The sequence below is a fragment of the Streptomyces sp. NPDC043878 genome (genome assembly GCF_056435735.1).
In genome coordinates this window covers 10858-26018 of sequence record NZ_JBWKDW010000040.1, presented here as the reverse complement: position 1 = coordinate 26018, position 15161 = coordinate 10858, and the positions used below count along the sequence as shown (strand labels likewise).

16 protein-coding genes are annotated in these 15161 nt (G+C 73.1%); 4 read left to right on the top strand and 12 right to left on the bottom strand.

Translation table 11 applies throughout. The features are described from left to right. Window positions 1-136: 136 nt before the first annotated feature. The 7 genes from truB to rimP all read right to left on the bottom strand — a co-directional run bounded on the left by truB (window position 137) and on the right by rimP (window position 7193). Complete coding sequence (truB, locus tag AC07AZ_RS35955; protein ID WP_478854964.1) at window positions 137-1042, bottom strand: tRNA pseudouridine(55) synthase TruB; 906 nt, start codon at window positions 1040-1042, stop codon at window positions 137-139. After that, window positions 1039-1494 carry a 30S ribosome-binding factor RbfA gene (gene rbfA / locus AC07AZ_RS35950; protein WP_478854963.1) on the bottom strand — a complete coding sequence of 152 codons (456 nt, stop codon included), beginning with the start codon at window positions 1492-1494 and terminating at the stop codon, window positions 1039-1041. Before rbfA ends, truB begins: the two co-directional genes overlap by 4 nt. Window positions 1495-1535: 41 nt before the next feature. After that, the gene (locus AC07AZ_RS35945; protein WP_478854962.1) at window positions 1536-1829 is read right to left on the bottom strand and encodes a DUF503 domain-containing protein; all 294 of its coding nucleotides are present in this window, start codon (window positions 1827-1829) and stop codon (window positions 1536-1538) included. Between the two features lie 153 nt (window positions 1830-1982). After that, on the bottom strand, window positions 1983-5147 hold the full coding sequence (gene infB / locus AC07AZ_RS35940) for a translation initiation factor IF-2 (RefSeq protein WP_478854961.1): 3165 nt from the start codon (window positions 5145-5147) through the stop codon (window positions 1983-1985). Between the two features lie 160 nt (window positions 5148-5307). Continuing rightward, complete coding sequence (locus AC07AZ_RS35935; protein WP_478854960.1) at window positions 5308-5589, bottom strand: YlxR family protein; 282 nt, start codon at window positions 5587-5589, stop codon at window positions 5308-5310. Between the two features lie 90 nt (window positions 5590-5679). Beyond that, a complete protein-coding gene (nusA, locus tag AC07AZ_RS35930) occupies window positions 5680-6666 on the bottom strand; it encodes a transcription termination factor NusA (RefSeq protein WP_478854959.1) in 987 nt (328 codons plus the stop codon). Window positions 6667-6668: 2 nt separating this feature from the next. Continuing rightward, the gene (gene rimP / locus AC07AZ_RS35925; RefSeq protein WP_478854958.1) at window positions 6669-7193 is read right to left on the bottom strand and encodes a ribosome maturation factor RimP; all 525 of its coding nucleotides are present in this window, start codon (window positions 7191-7193) and stop codon (window positions 6669-6671) included. Between the two features lie 352 nt (window positions 7194-7545). Between rimP and AC07AZ_RS35920 the strand changes: the two genes are divergently transcribed. From AC07AZ_RS35920 to AC07AZ_RS35910, 3 genes are all read left to right on the top strand, one after another. Continuing rightward, entirely contained in the window at window positions 7546-8133 is a 588-nt protein-coding gene (locus AC07AZ_RS35920) for a hypothetical protein (RefSeq protein WP_478854957.1), read from the top strand. After that, a complete protein-coding gene (locus AC07AZ_RS35915; protein WP_478854956.1) occupies window positions 8130-8594 on the top strand; it encodes a DUF4439 domain-containing protein in 465 nt (154 codons plus the stop codon). The genes AC07AZ_RS35920 and AC07AZ_RS35915 overlap by 4 nt, the downstream gene beginning before the upstream one ends. Before the next feature lie 71 nt (window positions 8595-8665). Beyond that, window positions 8666-9574 (top strand): aminoglycoside phosphotransferase family protein, encoded by a 909-nt coding sequence (locus AC07AZ_RS35910; RefSeq protein ID WP_478854955.1) that lies wholly within the window; start codon window positions 8666-8668, stop codon window positions 9572-9574. A gap of 369 nt (window positions 9575-9943) precedes the next feature. Here the strand turns inward: AC07AZ_RS35910 and AC07AZ_RS35905 are convergent, their stop codons facing one another. Further along, entirely contained in the window at window positions 9944-10594 is a 651-nt protein-coding gene (locus AC07AZ_RS35905) for an FAD:protein FMN transferase (protein ID WP_478854954.1), read from the bottom strand. A 15-nt stretch (window positions 10595-10609) separates the two neighbouring features. Here AC07AZ_RS35905 and AC07AZ_RS35900 point away from each other — a divergent pair, with 15 nt between their 5' ends. Next, window positions 10610-10960: a hypothetical protein gene (locus tag AC07AZ_RS35900; protein WP_478854953.1), complete on the top strand. Its 351-nt coding sequence runs from the start codon at window positions 10610-10612 to the stop codon at window positions 10958-10960. Between the two features lie 111 nt (window positions 10961-11071). On the opposite strand, the gene AC07AZ_RS35895 is transcribed toward AC07AZ_RS35900, so the two are convergent. The 4 genes from AC07AZ_RS35895 to AC07AZ_RS35880 all read right to left on the bottom strand — a co-directional run bounded on the left by AC07AZ_RS35895 (window position 11072) and on the right by AC07AZ_RS35880 (window position 15012). After that, window positions 11072-12772: a proline--tRNA ligase gene (locus AC07AZ_RS35895; RefSeq protein ID WP_478854952.1), complete on the bottom strand. Its 1701-nt coding sequence runs from the start codon at window positions 12770-12772 to the stop codon at window positions 11072-11074. A gap of 72 nt (window positions 12773-12844) precedes the next feature. Next, window positions 12845-13408, bottom strand: a complete 564-nt coding sequence (locus AC07AZ_RS35890) for a GNAT family N-acetyltransferase (RefSeq protein WP_478854951.1) — start codon at window positions 13406-13408, stop codon at window positions 12845-12847. Window positions 13409-13454: 46 nt separating this feature from the next. Next, window positions 13455-14303: a GNAT family N-acetyltransferase gene (locus AC07AZ_RS35885; RefSeq protein ID WP_478854950.1), complete on the bottom strand. Its 849-nt coding sequence runs from the start codon at window positions 14301-14303 to the stop codon at window positions 13455-13457. Window positions 14304-14460: 157 nt separating this feature from the next. After that, the gene (locus tag AC07AZ_RS35880; RefSeq protein ID WP_478854949.1) at window positions 14461-15012 is read right to left on the bottom strand and encodes a GNAT family N-acetyltransferase; all 552 of its coding nucleotides are present in this window, start codon (window positions 15010-15012) and stop codon (window positions 14461-14463) included. Window positions 15013-15161: the final 149 nt, after the last annotated feature.

The window sequence follows — 15161 nt, the reverse complement described above, 5'->3', positions numbered from 1 at the left end:
TCCCACCGTCCCACGCCACCCCCCCGCCCCCCCCCCCCCCCCCCCCCACCACCCACCCCCCCCCCCCCCCCCCCCCCCCCCCCCCCCCCCCCCCCCCCCCCCCCCACGGGCAGGACGTTCCCGGAGGTGGGGGCCGTCAGCCGAAGACGGCCAGGCTCTTCGCCTTGCCGTTGTGGTCCTCCACGAGCGCGAGGAACCGGCCCTCGGGGCCGAAGACGGCGACGGTGCCGGCCGCCGCGTACACCTCGGGCATCTCCAGCCGCACCCCGTTGGTGAGCAGCCCGGCCCGCCTGCCGTCCACGTCCCAGCGCGGGAAGGCGGCCGCGGCCGCCTCCGCGATCGGCATCACGGTCAGCTCCTGCTGGAGCTGGTCGAGGGTCCGGGCCGTGTCGAGCTTGTACGGCCCCACCCGGGTCCGGCGCAGCGCGGTCAGATGACCGCCGACGCCCAGGTCGGCGCCCAGGTCCCGGGCGAGCGCCCGGATGTAGGTACCGGAGGAGCAGACCACGGAGACCACCAGGTCGAGGACGGGGGTGCCGTCCTCGGCGACGGCCTCGCGGACGTCGTGGACCGCGAAGGAGGAGACGGTGACGGGCCGGGCGGGGATCTCGAACTCCTCGCCCTCCCGCGCCCGCTTGTAGGACCGCACTCCGTCGATCTTGATGGCGCTGACCTTGGACGGCACCTGCATGATGGCGCCGGTGAGTTTGGCGATCCCGGCGTCGACGGCGTCGCGGGTGACCTTCGAGGCGTCGGACGACCTCGTGATCTCGCCCTCGGCGTCGTCGGTCAGGGTCGTCTGCCCGAGGCGGATGGTCCCCAGGTACTCCTTCTCGGTGAGCGCGAGATGCCCGAGGAGCTTGGTCGCCCGCTCGACGCCCAGCACGAGGACGCCCGTCGCCATGGGGTCGAGGGTGCCCGCGTGGCCCACCCGCCGGGTCCTGGCGATCCCGCGCATCTTGGCGACCACGTCGTGCGAAGTGAAGCCCGACGGCTTGTCGACGATGACAAGGCCGTCGGGCGTGGTGTGCTTCTGGGTCATTCCGCGGCGTCGCCGTCCGTCTCGTCCTCGTCGTCCGGCTTCTTGTACGGGTCCGCCTCGCCGGCGTACACGGCGCCCGCGGACGCCTCGCGCACCTTCTCGTCGGACTGGCGCGCCCTGTCGAGGAGGTCCTCGATGGTCTTGGCGGTGTCCGGGAGGGCGTCGGCGACGAAGGTGAGGCTCGGCGTGAACTTCACCCCGGCCGCGCGGCCGACCTCGGAGCGCAGGATGCCCTTGGCGCTCTCCAGACCGGCGGCGGCCGCCGCACGCTCCTCGTCGTCCCCGTACACCGTGTAGAAGACGGTCGCCTCCCGCAGGTCACCCGTGACCCGGGTGTCCGTGATGGTGACGTGTGAGCCGAGCCGCGGGTCCTTGATCCCGCGCAGCAGCTTCTGGGCCACCACCTCCCGGATGAGGTCCGCCAGCCTTTTCGCCCGCGCGTTGTCGGCCACTGGTCCGTCTCCCGTTCTTTCCTGATCTCGTTCTCGGTTCGTCAGTCGTCTTCGCCGTGGAGGCGCCGCCTGACGGACAGCAACTCCACCTCGGGGCGACCGGCGACCAGCCGCTCGCACTGGTCCAGCACGTCGCTCAGGTGCCCCGTGTCGCCGGACACCACCGCGAGACCGATGCCGGCCCTGCGGTGCAGATCCAGGTGCGTCACCTCCGCCGCGCTCACCGCGTACTTCCGCTGGAGCTCGGCGACGATCGGGCGGACGACGGAGCGCTTCTCCTTCAGCGACCGTACGTCGCCGAGGAGGAGGTCGAAGGACAGTGTCCCCACATACATGTGTAACCGGTTCACCCGCCGGTCCGGGATCGATGGCCCCGCCATCCGTGTGGCAGGGACATCAGAACCGTACAACGAACGGCCGGGGCCGATCGACGGAAATTACTTCCCGTCGACCGGCCCCGGACCGGACCGTCTCGGAGACCCGAGGGCTCACGCCCTGGGCTTCTCCCGCATCTCGTACGTCGCGATGACGTCGTCGATCTTGATGTCGTTGAAGTTGCCGAGGTTGATACCGCCCTCGAACCCTTCGCGGATCTCGGTGACGTCGTCCTTGAAGCGGCGCAGACCGGAGATGGTGAGGCTCTCCGCGACCACCTTGCCGTCGCGGATGAGGCGCGCCTTGGTGTTGCGCTTGACCTCGCCGGACCGGACCAGGACACCGGCGATGTTGCCCAGCTTGGACGACTTGAAGACCTCGCGGATCTCCGCCGTGCCGAGCTCGACCTCTTCGTACTCCGGCTTGAGCATGCCCTTGAGGGCCGCTTCGATCTCTTCGATCGCCTGGTAGATGACCGAGTAGTAACGGACGTCCACGCCTTCGCGCTCGGCCATCTGCGCGGCACGACCGGCCGCACGGACGTTGAAGCCGATCACGATGGCGTCCGAGCCCATCGCCAGGTCGATGTCCGACTCCGTGACCGCACCGACGCCGCGGTGCAGGACGCGGATGTCGACCTCTTCGCCGACGTCGAGCTGGAGCAGCGAGGACTCGAGAGCCTCCACCGAACCGGACGCGTCGCCCTTGATGATGAGGTTGAGTTCCTGCACCAGACCGGCCTTGAGGGCCTCGTCCAGGTTCTCCAGGGAGAACCGGACACCCCGGCGGGCGAAGTTGGCGTTCCGCTCACGGGCGGCACGCTTCTCGGCGATCTGGCGGGCCGTGCGGTCCTCGTCGACGACGAGGAAGTTGTCGCCGGCGCCCGGGACGTTGGTGAGACCCAGGACGAGGACCGGGGTCGAGGGACCCGCCTCTTCCAGGTGGTCGCCCTTGTCGTCGAGCATCGCGCGGACACGGCCGTACGCGTCGCCGACCACCATGGTGTCGCCGACCCGCAGGGTGCCTCGCTGGACCAGGACGGTCGCGACGGCACCGCGGCCACGGTCGAGACGGGACTCGATCGCGATACCCTGCGCGTCCTGCTCGGGGTTGGCCCGCAGGTCGAGCGAGGCGTCCGCGGTGAGGACCACGGCCTCCAGGAGAGCCTCGATGTTGAGGCCCTGCTTGGCGGAGATGTCGACGAACATGGTGTCGCCGCCGTACTCCTCGGCCACCAGACCGAACTCGGTGAGCTGACCGCGCACCTTGGTCGGGTCGGCACCCTCGACGTCGATCTTGTTGACCGCGACCACGATCGGCACGTCGGCCGCCTTGGCGTGGTTCAGCGCCTCGATCGTCTGGGGCATCACACCGTCGTTGGCCGCCACCACGAGGATCGCGATGTCGGTCGACTTGGCACCACGGGCACGCATGGCGGTGAACGCCTCGTGACCCGGGGTGTCGATGAAGGTGATCTTGCGCTCTTCGTCGTTGACCTGAGTCGTGACCTGGTACGCACCGATGTGCTGCGTGATACCGCCGGCCTCGCCCGCGACGACGTTCGTCTTGCGGATGGTGTCGAGGAGGCGGGTCTTGCCGTGGTCGACGTGACCCATGACGGTCACGACCGGCGGACGCGCGACGAGGAACTCCTCGCCACCCTCGTCCTCGCCGAACTCGATGTCGAAGGACTCGAGCAGCTCGCGGTCCTCCTCCTCGGGGCTGACGATCTCGAGGACGAAGTTCATCTCGTCCGCGAGGAGCCTCAGCGTCTCGTCGGAGACGGACTGCGTGGCGGTGACCATCTCGCCGAGGTTCATCATCACGCCGACGAGCGACGCCGGGTTGGCGCCGATCTTCTCCGCGAAGTCGGTGAGGGAGGCACCGCGCGACAGGCGGACGGACTGTCCGTTGCCGCGAGGCAGCATCACGCCGCCGACCGACGGGGCCTGCATGGCCTCGTACTCCTGGCGCCTCTGCCGCTTCGACTTACGGCCACGACGCGCGGGACCGCCGGGGCGACCGAAGGCGCCCTGCGTGCCACCACGGCCACCCGGACCACCGGGACGACCACCGAAGCCGGGACGGCCACCGCCGCCACCGGGAGCACCCGGACGGCCGGCGAAGCCGCCGCCACCACCGGGAGCGCCGGGACGGCCGGCGAAGCCGCCACCGCCACCGCCACCACCGGGACGGCCGGCGAAGCCGCCACCGCCACCGCCACCACCGGGACGGCCGGCGAAGCCGCCACCGCCGGGGCGACCGCCGCCGGCACCGGGACCGCGGCCGGGACCGCCGCCGGGACGCGGGGTACCCGCGGCCGGACGCTGCGGCATCATGCCGGGGTTCGGACGGTTGCCGCCGCCGGGACGCGGGGCGCCACCGGGGCCGCCCTGCGGACGAGGCATGCCGCCCGGAGTGGGACGGGCACCGCCCTGCGGACGCGGAGCGCCGCCGGGACCGCCCTGGGGACGAGGACCGCGGTCCTGACCCGCGCCCTGCGGACGCGGAGCGCCGCCCGGGGCACCGCCGGGGCCGCCGCCCGGGCGAGGCGCGCCGCCCGGCCGGGGGGCCTGCGGACGTGCCATGCCGGTGGAGCCACCGGAGGTGAACGGGTTGTTGCCCGGACGGGGACCCGTCGGGCGGGCGCCGGGACGCGGGGACTGGCCGGCGGGACGCGGGGCGCCCTGACGGTCGCCGCGCTCGGGGCGCTCACCACGGCCCTGGCCGCCCTGGCCGGGGCCGGCCGGACGGGCACCGCCCGGACGCGGGGCGCCGGGACGGTCACCGCGGTCGGCGGCCGGACGCGGAGCGCCCGGACGCGGAGCGGAGGAGGCCGGCGCGGAGGAGGCCGGTGCGGCGGGAGCCGACGGGGGCGCCGTGAACTCGGGCACTGCCGGAGCCGGAGCCGCCGGAGCGGGCTTCGGAGCGGGCTTCGGACCCGGACGCGGGCCCGAGGAGGCCGGCGACGCCGGGGTGACCGGAGCCGCGGCGGGCGCCTCGGCCGGCTTCGGGGCCGGCGGGCGCGGCGCGGCCGGACGGGCCGCCTGTGCCGGAGAGGGGGCGCCCGGCCTCGCCGGGGCAGCCCTGCGCGCGGGGGCGGACTTGCCGCCTCCGTTGCCCTGCTGGAGGGCGTCAGTCAGTTTGCGTACTACAGGCGCCTCGATCGTCGAGGACGCCGAACGGACGAATTCACCGAGTTCCTGGAGCTTGGCCATGACGACCTTGCTCTCCACCCCGAACTCCTTGGCGAGTTCGTATACCCGGACCTTAGCCACTTCGCTCCTTTTAGGTCCGGGTTGCGTCCGGACCGTCGCTACTTCATGGGCGTACTCATCGCGTGCTCATCGAGTGCTCATCGCAATCTCGACCTACTTCCAACTCGCGGAATACCAGGGCCACGCGGGGTTCCGCGTGACACTCCTACGGTGTTGCCTGTCAGCAACTGTCGGTCTGCTCGACGTACCGGCGCAACGCCTTTGTGTCGAGCGGTCCCGGGGCGCGCAACGCCCGCGGAAACGCCCGGCGGCGTACCGCCTGGTCGAGACAGACCAGGGCGGGGTGTACGTACGCACCCCGGCCGGGCAGCGTACCGCGTGGATCAGGAACGCATGCGTCCTTGATCGCCACGATGCGCAGCAGATCGTTCTTGACCGCTCGCTCCCGACACCCCACACAGGTGCGTTCAGGGCATGCACGGGCGTGCGTCCGGCCAGACACTGTTAAGTCTACCTCCCCGTACGGACCTCACCCCTACCGGGTGGTGTTCGAACGGTTGTTGTCGTGATCTAAGCCACTGCAGGCCGAGATCTATTCCCCAGCCTGTTCGGTGTCCGGACGGATGTCGATCCGCCAGCCGGTGAGCCGGGCGGCCAGCCGGGCGTTCTGCCCTTCCTTGCCGATCGCCAGCGACAGCTGGTAGTCCGGCACCGTCACCCGCGCGGAACGGGCCCCGAGGTCCACGACCTCCACCTTGGAGACCCGGGCCGGGGACAGCGCGTTCGCCACCATCTCGGCCGGGTCGTCCGACCAGTCGACGATGTCGATCTTCTCACCGTTCAGCTCGCCCATGACGTTGCGCACCCGGCCGCCCATGGGGCCGATGCAGGCGCCCTTGGCGTTCAGACCCGAACGGGTGGACCTGACGGCGATCTTCGTACGGTGACCGGCCTCACGCGCGATGGCGGCGATCTCCACCGACCCGTCCGCGATCTCCGGGACCTCCAGCGCGAAGAGCTTCTTCACCAGGTTGGGGTGCGTGCGCGAAAGAGTGACGGACGGACCGCGAACGCCCTTCGCCACCCGCACGACGTACGACCGCAGGCGCAGGCCGTGCGCGTAGATCTCCCCCGGCACCTGCTCCTGCACCGGCAGGATGGCCTCCAGCTTGCCGATGTCCACGAGCACGTTCTTCGGGTCGCGCCCCTGCTGGACCACACCGGTGACGATGTCGCCCTCGCGGCCGGCGTACTCCCCGAGCGTCGCGTCGTCCTCGGCGTCGCGCAGCCGCTGCAGGATGACCTGCTTGGCGGTGGTGGCGGCGATACGGCCGAAGTCGGACGGGGTGTCGTCGAACTCCCGGGCCTCCTGGCCCTCCTCGAGGTCCTCGGGGTCCTCCTTCGCCCACACGGTCACATGGCCGGTCTCCCGGCTGAGCTCCACGCGCGCGTGACGGCGGCTTCCCTCGGTGCGGTGGTAGGCGATGAGGAGGGCCGACTCGATCGCCTCGACCAGCAGGTCGAAGGAGATCTCCTTCTCCCGCACCAAGCCCCGCAGGGCACTCATGTCGATGTCCACGGCTACGCCTCCTCCTCTTCTTCCTTCATGTCTTTGCTGCTGTCCCTGTCGTCCTTGCGGTTGAACTCCACCTGGACGCGGGCCTTGTCGATGTCCCCGAAGGCGAGCGCGCGCGTGGTGGCCTTGCGGCCCTTCACGCCGGGCACCTCGAGGTCGAGACCCTCGTCGCCGACCTCCAGGATGCGGGCCACCAGTTCGTCGCCCCCGGTGAGCTGGAACCTCACCAGCCGCCCCGTGGCGCGCTCGTAGTGCCGGCGCTCCGTGAGGAGACGTTCCGCACCGGGCGTTCCGACCTCGAGGGTGTACTCGCCCGCGCCCATCGCGTCCGTCTCGTCGAGCTTCGCCGAGAGCGCGCGGCTCACATCGGCGATCTGGTCCAGGTCGGCACCCGTGTCGGAGTCGACGACGACGCGCAGTACACGCTTGCGGCCGACCGAGTCCACCGCGATCTCCTCGAGATCCAGGCCCTGGGAGGCGACGAGCGGTTCCAGGAGCTCTCGCAGCCTGTCGCTCTGGGTGGTGCTCATCCGGGTGACTCCTCGGCCGCGTGTGCTGTTGTTGGGAACGTCGCGTGTCTGGTCAAAGGGTATCCGGTCCAGGGGTGTGTTGCCGTCCACCGGGTGGCCGCGGCCGTCCGGTGGACCCCCGTTCCGCGTTCGTCCGACGCCGGCCCGGGGCCCGTTCGGCGCGGACCCGGGGGCGCGTCGGGCGTCGGCCGGGGGCCGGTCCGGCGGCCGGAGCACCGAGGGCGGTGCCGCTGGGTGGCGGCGGACGGGTGCGCGGGTACCGTGATCACGGGCGGGCCGCCCCGCCTGGTGTTTCCCTTCGCGTCTGCCGTCGTGTCCGCCTTCGTACGAACTGCCCCCGAGGACGTCTGCCGTGCCCCTCCCCCCACGCCCGCGTGCCCTTCCCGGACCGCGCCGAAGAACCCTGCTCGTCTCCGCCGCGGGCGCCGCCCTGCTGGTGGGCTGCTCGCATGCCCCCGAGGAGTCGGCCGGCACCGGCGGCAGCCAGTCGGCCGCCCAACGCGCACGCGCGCGTGCGGCCCGCGACAGCGCGGGGCTGGTGGAGTCCTACGAGGCGGTCCTCGCCGTACATCCGGCGCTCGCGGAGCGGCTGGCGCCGCTGCGGGCGGAGGTGGTGCGGCACGTGGAGGCGTTCGGCGGGACCCTGGCGGCCGGACCGGCCGGACCGGCCGGGACGGCGTCCCCGGCGGCCACCGCCACTCCCCCGGCCACACCCTCCGCCGATCCGTCGGCCGCTCCCTCCGCCGCGTCGGCCGCGGTGGCCGCCGTACCGGCGCGGGAGAAGGACGCCCTGGCGCGGCTCGCCGCCGCCGAGCGGGCGCTCGCCGACCGGCGGGCCACGGCACTGCTCGACGTGCCGGGGGAGCTGGCGCGGCTGCTGGCCTCGGCCGCGGCGGCCGGCGCCGCCCACGCGTACCTGCTGACGGAGGGGGCCCGGTGAGCGGGACGGACGAGGGTGAACTGAAGGCACTCCAGGCCGCGTTGGCGGCCGAGCACGCGGCGGTGTACGGCTACGGCGTGGTCGGCGGACGCGTCGGCCGGGAGCGGCGGGCCGAGGCCCGGGCGGCCTACGACGCCCACCGGGCGCGGCGGGACGCGCTGGTGCGCGCGGTACGCGACCTGGGTGGCAGGCCCGCGGCCGCCGCCGCCGCGTACGCGCTGCCCTTCCCGGTGCCGGACCCCGCCGCGGCGGTACGGCTCGCCGCCGAGTTGGAGGACCGGGTGGCCGGCGTGTACTCCGACCTGGTGCGGGCAGCCGAAGCGGGACAGCGGCGGACGGCCGCCGAGGCGCTGCGGGAGGCGGCGGTGCGCGCGGCGCGCTGGCGCGGCGGGAGCGTAGCCTTCCCTGGTCTCGCCGAGCGGGCCGGCACCGGCACACCGTCGGCGTCCCCGGCGGCGTAAGGCGTACGGCTCGGCGGACGTCCGGCTCCGGGAGCAGGGCTCGGCAGGTACGGGAAGGGAACAACTCGCGCATGGCTTTCGAACCGCCGCGGCGTCTGGCGAGGGCACTCGGGGAGAGCGCACCGGACGGTGACGAGTGGGTGGAGAAGCTGTCCGAGACGGCTGAACAGGCCGTCGCGGTACGCGAGTTGACCGTCGAGCGGGTGCAGGTGCCGGGCGGTCGCAGCAGCCTGGTCGTGCTGGTGCGACGGCCGGACGGGACGCCCGCCGTACTGAAGCTCGCCCCGCCCCGGGCCCGGCCGGAGAGCGAACGGGCCGCGCTCGCGCACTGGGGCGGCTCGGGCGCCGTACAGCTGGCCGAGGAGTCCGCCGCCGACGGCGTGCTGCTCCTGGAGCGGCTGCACCCGGACGTGTCGGTGCGGTCGCTGCCGGAGGCCAAGGCACTGCTGGAGGCGGCCGGCAGCCTGCGCCGGCTGTGGGTGGAACCGCCCGGCGGCGAGGACGCCCACCTCTTCGAGAGCGTGGCGGGGCGGACCGGGCGGCAGGCCGAGGCGATGCGGGCGAGCGCCGACGCCGATCCCGAGCTGGCGCCGCTGGTGGCCGCCGCGCTCGCGGCGCGCGAGGAACTGCTGGCCGCGCCCCCCGAACGGCTGCTGCTGCACGGGACGTTCCGGCAGAGCAAGGTGCTCGCCGCCGAGCGGATGCCGTGGCTGGCCGTGGGCCCCGATCCGGTCGTCGGCGAGTGCGCCTTCGACCTCGCCCGGCTGGTGCGCGACCGGGTCGAGGACCTGATCGCGTCGCCGTCCGGGGCCGCGACGACCCGGCGGCGGGTGAAGCGGCTGGCCGAGTCCCTCGAGGTGGACCAGGAGCGGCTGCGGGGCTGGACGCTGTTCCGGGCCGTGGAGTCGGGGGTACGGGCCCTGCGCGTCGGACGCCCGCAGGACGCCGAGCTGCTGCTGGAGTTCGCGGGCTGGCTGTAGGGGCCGTCGCCGCCCGGCGGGGTGCGGACCGGGACGCGCCCCCTGCCGGAGTCCTCGCAGGGGGGCGCTGTATGTCAGGTCCGGCCGAGGTGCCTCCCGAGCCTGCCGGCCGGAGTCTCGGCGGGTGAGCCGTCAGCGGTCGCCGGAGTGCACCCGCGACCGTCCGCCGGTGGCGGCGGGGGCCGTGAACAGGGTCGCCTCGATGGCCGGCAGACGGGTGTGCCGTCGGATGTGGGCGGCCTGGTCCAGGGGCGGTGACCGTCCCCTCCCGCGGGTGCCGCGGCGGGCTCGGCGTGCCGGACGTGCGTGAACAGCGCCGGGTCCGCGGGGCGCAGCCGCGAGCCCGCCGCCGTGGAGGCCGACCAGGGCCTACGGGCCCTGCGCGGGCGTCTCGCCGACCGGCCCGGTGACGTCCTGGACGCGGATCTGCCAGCCGTCCGCCGGGGGTTCGCCCGCTACGGCGGTGTCGCCGCCCAGGCTCACCAGGACCCCGCAGCCGGCCGCCCCGGCGAGCAGCGCGGCGGCCCGGTCGGCGGCCCACGCCTTGGCCGTGGCTCCCAGGTCCAGGCGGATGCCGGCCGGCACGACGACCGTGTCCGTCCGCGGGTCCAGCGTCACCCGGCGCCAGCCCGGAGCGCGCCGTACCGTCAGCCGTACCGGGCGGTCGTCCTCGCGGACGAGGGTGAAGTCGCGGTCGTAGCCGATCGCGTCCATCGCCGAGCCGACCGTCGGGTCGACCGCGCCGTCCGTCGCCTCGGCGGCGCGCAGTGCCACGCCCAGCGCCTCGGCGAGCAGGGGGCTGACCCGGACCGGGCGGCCCGCCGCGGTGTCGAGCGCGCTCAGTTCGGAGTCCGCGCGGAAGCGGCTGCAAGCCGCGTCGACCTCGGCCAGGTGCCGGGCCAGGAGCAGGTTGCAGGAGTTCAGCAGGGCCGGGTCGGTGACGACGAGCCGGACGCTCGTGCCGAGGGCACGCCACTCGGCGGCGGCCGTGGTGCGCGAGGTGGCGGTGGCCGCGGTCATCACGACGCCCCCGAGGTGGAGTCGGCGGAACCGCTGCCGGAGGTGAGACCGCCGGCCGTACCACCGGACGAACTGCCGGACGAACTGCCGGACGACGAGGACGAGTTGGAATCCGAAGACGAGGACGTCGCCGGCGAGGACGAAGCCGTGCCGTTGCCGCTCGTGTCGCTGTCCGTCGTGGCGCCGGAGCTCGAACTGCTCGACCCGGTCGAGGTGCTCGCCGTGGCGTCGGCGTCCGCCTGCAACGTACCGATCAGGGCGAACACGCCCGCCGCCGCGGCCAGCGTCACCGCCGCCGCGACGGCCGCCGTGCGCCGCGCTCCTCTGCGGACCGCCGCCGCGGCACCTCGTTCCCTGGTGCCATGACCGTTCCCCTCCGTAGTGACTCCGTGTCACGTCCTACGGTCGGGGAACGGCCTGAGAGGAGTCTGTGCGGCGCCCGTACGCCACCAGAACCTCCTGAGAGATCGGTTTACGTCACGCCGTCAGGCGGGCGATCGCCTCGTCCACCGTGAGCTCCTCGCGCTCGCCGGTCCTGCGGTCCTTGAGTTCCAGGACGCCCTCGGCGGCACGCCGTCCGGCGACCAGGATCTGCGGTACGCCGATCAGCTCGGAGTCGGTGAACTTCACGCCCGGGGAGACCCCGGGGCGGTCGTCCACCAGGACGCGGACGCCGGCCGCCGCCAGCTTCTGGGAGACGTCGAGGGCCAGTTCGGTCTGCAGGGCCTTGCCGGCGGCCACCACGTGCACGTCGGCCGGGGCGACCTCCTTGGGCCAGACGAGGCCCTTGTCGTCGGCGGTCTGCTCGGCGAGGGCAGCGACCGCGCGGGAGACGCCGATGCCGTAGGAGCCCATGGTGACGCGGACCGGCTTGCCGTTCTGGCCGAGGACGTCGAGCTTGAGGGCGTCGGCGTACTTGCGGCCCAGCTGGAAGATGTGGCCGATCTCGATGGCGCGGTCCAGCTTGAGGCCGGTGCCGCACCTGGGGCAGGGGTCGCCCTCCTCGACCACCACGACGTCGACGTACTCGCCGACCTCGAAGTCACGGCCCGCGACCACGTTCTTCGCGTGCGTGTGCTCCTTGTTGGCGCCGGTGATCCACGCCGTGCCGGGGGCCACCCGCGGGTCGGCGATGTAGCGGAGCTTCTCCAGACCCTGCGGGCCGACGTAGCCGCGGACCAGGTCCGGGCGGCCCACGAAGTCCTCGGCGGTGACCAGTTCGACGGTGGCCGGCGCGAAGTGTGCCTCGACCTTGCCCAGGTCGACCTCGCGGTCACCGGGGACGCCCACGGCCACGATCTCGCCGTCGACCTTGACGAGCAGGTTCTTCAGGGTGGCGGAGGCCGGCACCCCGAGGGAGGAGGCGAGGGTCTCGATCGTGGGGGTGTCCGGGGTCGGGATCTCCTCGGCCGCGGGCACGCCGGAGCCGTCGACCGGCTTCAGCTCGTAGGTGATCGCCTCGGTGTTGGCCGCGAAGTCGCAGTTGGGGCAGTCGGCGAAGGTGTCCTCGCCGGCCTCGGCGGGGGCGAGGAACTCCTCCGACTTGGAGCCGCCCATCGCGCCCGCGGTCGCGGCGCAGATGCGGTAGTCGAGGCCGAGGCGCTCGAAGACCCGCTGGTAGGCCTGGCGGTGCAGGGCGTACGAGTGGGCGAGTCCCTCGTCCTCGGTGTCGAAGGAGTAGGAGTCCTTCATGAGGAACTCGCGGCCGCGCAGGATGCCGGCGCGGGGGCGGGCCTCGTCACGGAACTTGGTCTGGATCTGGTAGAGGATGACCGGCAGGTCCTTGTAGGAGGACGCCTGGTCCTTCACGATCAGCGTGAAGATCTCCTCGTGGGTGGGGCCGAGCAGGTAGTCGCCGCCCTTGCGGTCCTGGAGGCGGAACAGCTCGGGGCCGTACTCCTCCCAGCGGCCGGTCGCCTCGTAGGGCTCGCGCGGCAGCAGGGCGGGGAGCAGCACCTCCTGGGCGCCGATCGCGTCCATCTCCTCGCGGACGATCCGCTCCACGTTGGCGAGGACCTTCCTGCCGAGGGGCAGCCAGGACCACACGCCGGCCGCGGTACGGCGGACGTAGCCGGCGCGGACGAGCAGCTTGTGGCTGAGGACCTCCGCGTCCGCCGGGTCGTCGCGCAGCGTCTTCGCCAACAACTGGGACATGCGCTGGACCGGTGCGTTCGCCATGATTCTCGTACTCCTGCTGCGTGAGGGTGATGGCAGGAGGTTAGCCGGGCGGTGCGGGAGCGTGGAAATCCGTTATCGGTGGCGCAGCGGGAGCGGGGCGCCCATCACGGCGTACGGCTTGGGGGCGCTGGGGAAGAGGACCTGGCGGGCGAGGTCCTCGTAGCCGAGGGAGTGGTAGAGGCCGCGGGCCGGACTGTCGGTGTCGATCGCCGAGAGGATCGAGCGCGGTTCGGTGGCGGTGTCCGTGATCGAGGTGATCAGGGAACGGCCCAGACCCCGGTTCTGGTAGTGCGGGTGGACGTGCAGCTCGGTGATCACGAAGGAGTCGTCCAGCCAGCCGTCGTGGCCCTGGGCGCGGAGATAGGGCTCCACGACCGTGGACCACCAGTGGGAGCGGTCGTTGGGCATGCCGTAGACGAAGCCGACGAGGCGTCCGGCGAGGGTGGCGCCGAGTGCGCGGGCGCCGGGATAGACCATGTGGCGCAACACGATCTGACGGCGTACGGCGACCTCCTCGGCGCCGAGACCGAAGGCCACCGCCTGGACCGCGAGGGCCTCGTCGACGTGTGCGGAAAGGTCGAGGGGACCGATCACGACGTCGTCGGGGTGGCGGGGTCCGTGACCGGAAAATCGCATGTGGGGAGAGTACAGGGGCACACGGGTCGTCGTTCGGGGAGGGAATTCAGAAGAGAACGCTCATGAACTCGCCAACCTCGCGGAAGCCCACCCTCCGGTACGTCCTTCGCGCGGGAGTGTTGAAGTCGTTCACGTACAGGCTCACCAACGGGGCCACGTCCGCCAGCGCGTAGCGGAGCACCGCCGCCATGCCGGGCGCCGCCACTCCCCTGCCCCGGTACTCCGGGGCCACCCACACGCCCTGGATCTGGCAGGCGCGGTCGGTCGCGGCGCCGATCTCGGCCTTGAAGACGACCTGGCCGTCGGGGCCCAGACGGGCGAAGGAGCGGCCGCCGGCGACGAGTTCGGCGACCCTGGCCTGGTACAGCAGGCCGCCGTCCCCGGCGAGCGGGGAGACCCCGACCTCCTCGGTGAACATCGCCACGCAGGCAGGCATGATCGTCTCGACCTCGTCCTTGCGGATGCGGCGGACGTACGGATCGGGGTCGACGGTCGTGGACACGCGGTCGGTGACCATGAGCGGCTGGTGCGCGCGGACCTCGCGGGCCGGGCCCCAGCTGGGTTCGAGCAGGCGCCACAGCTCGGCGGTGGGCTCGGCGGGGCCGACGACGGAGGAGCAGCGGCGGCCGGCCCGGCGGGCCCGGTCGGCGAACGCGCGGACGGCCCGCGGAGTGGCGCAGATCGGGACCAGGTTGGCGCCGGCGTAGCACAGGGACGTGAGCATGCCGCCCTCGTACCAGCCCCACATCTCGCCGCCGAGCCGCCAGGGGTCCAGGCCGGCGATCCGCACCCGGGAGGTCACGAAGGCGTTCGCGACCGGCTCGCGGTCGAGGACGGCGAGCGCGGCGTCCAGGTCACTCGGTTCGAGAACCCGGGAGGTGGTCTGGGTCAACACGTACAGGGCCTCACCCTAAGGTCTACGGATCTCCGCACTGTACCTGCCGAAAATGTGCCACGCCGCCCCGTGGTACGGCCTCGTGCCAGGATCGCCGCGTGACCTCGCGGACGCGCCCCGACGCGGGCGTACGCCACCGGTCCGGCACGGGGACGGCTCACGCCGGAGCGGCCGCCGGAGACTCGGGGCGCAGCCGGTACACCACGTTGGGGCGGAGGGGGCCTTCGGGTATGTCGGGGTCGTCGAAGTCGTCGGACGGGTCGTGGGTCATGCCCAGGCGGCGCATCACCGCCTGGGAGCGGAGGTTGCCGGCCGGGGTCACGGCGAGGATCTCGGTGAGGCCGAGGGTCGCGAAGCCGAACTCGACGACGGCGCGGGCCGCTTCGGTGGCGTAGCCGTGGCCCCAGGCCGCGCGGGACAGCCGCCAGCCCGCTTCGACCCCCGTGAAGGGCATGCCGTCCTCGACGGGGTCCAGTCCGGTGAACCCGACGAACTCGCCGGTGCCCGTCACCTCCACGGCCCACCAGCCCCAGCCGCGCCGGTCGAGGTCGGCCTGGAAGGCGGCGGCGGACGCGGCGCTCTGCTCGGGCGTGAGGAGGCCGGGGAAGTACTCCCGGACCTCGGGGTCGGCGTTCAGGGCGGCCCAGGGGGCGAGGTCGGAGTCCCGCCAGGAGCGGAGGACGAGCCGCTCGGTGCGCAGTTCGGACATCGCGCCAAGCTAGCGCGATCTTGAGCGCGCGGCGATCGAATAAGAGAGGGGTGGGGGGGGGGGGGGGGGCCCCCCCCCCCCCCCCCCCCCCACCCCCCCCCCCCCCCCCCCCCCCCCCCCCCCTCCCCCCCCCCCCCCCCCCCCCCCCG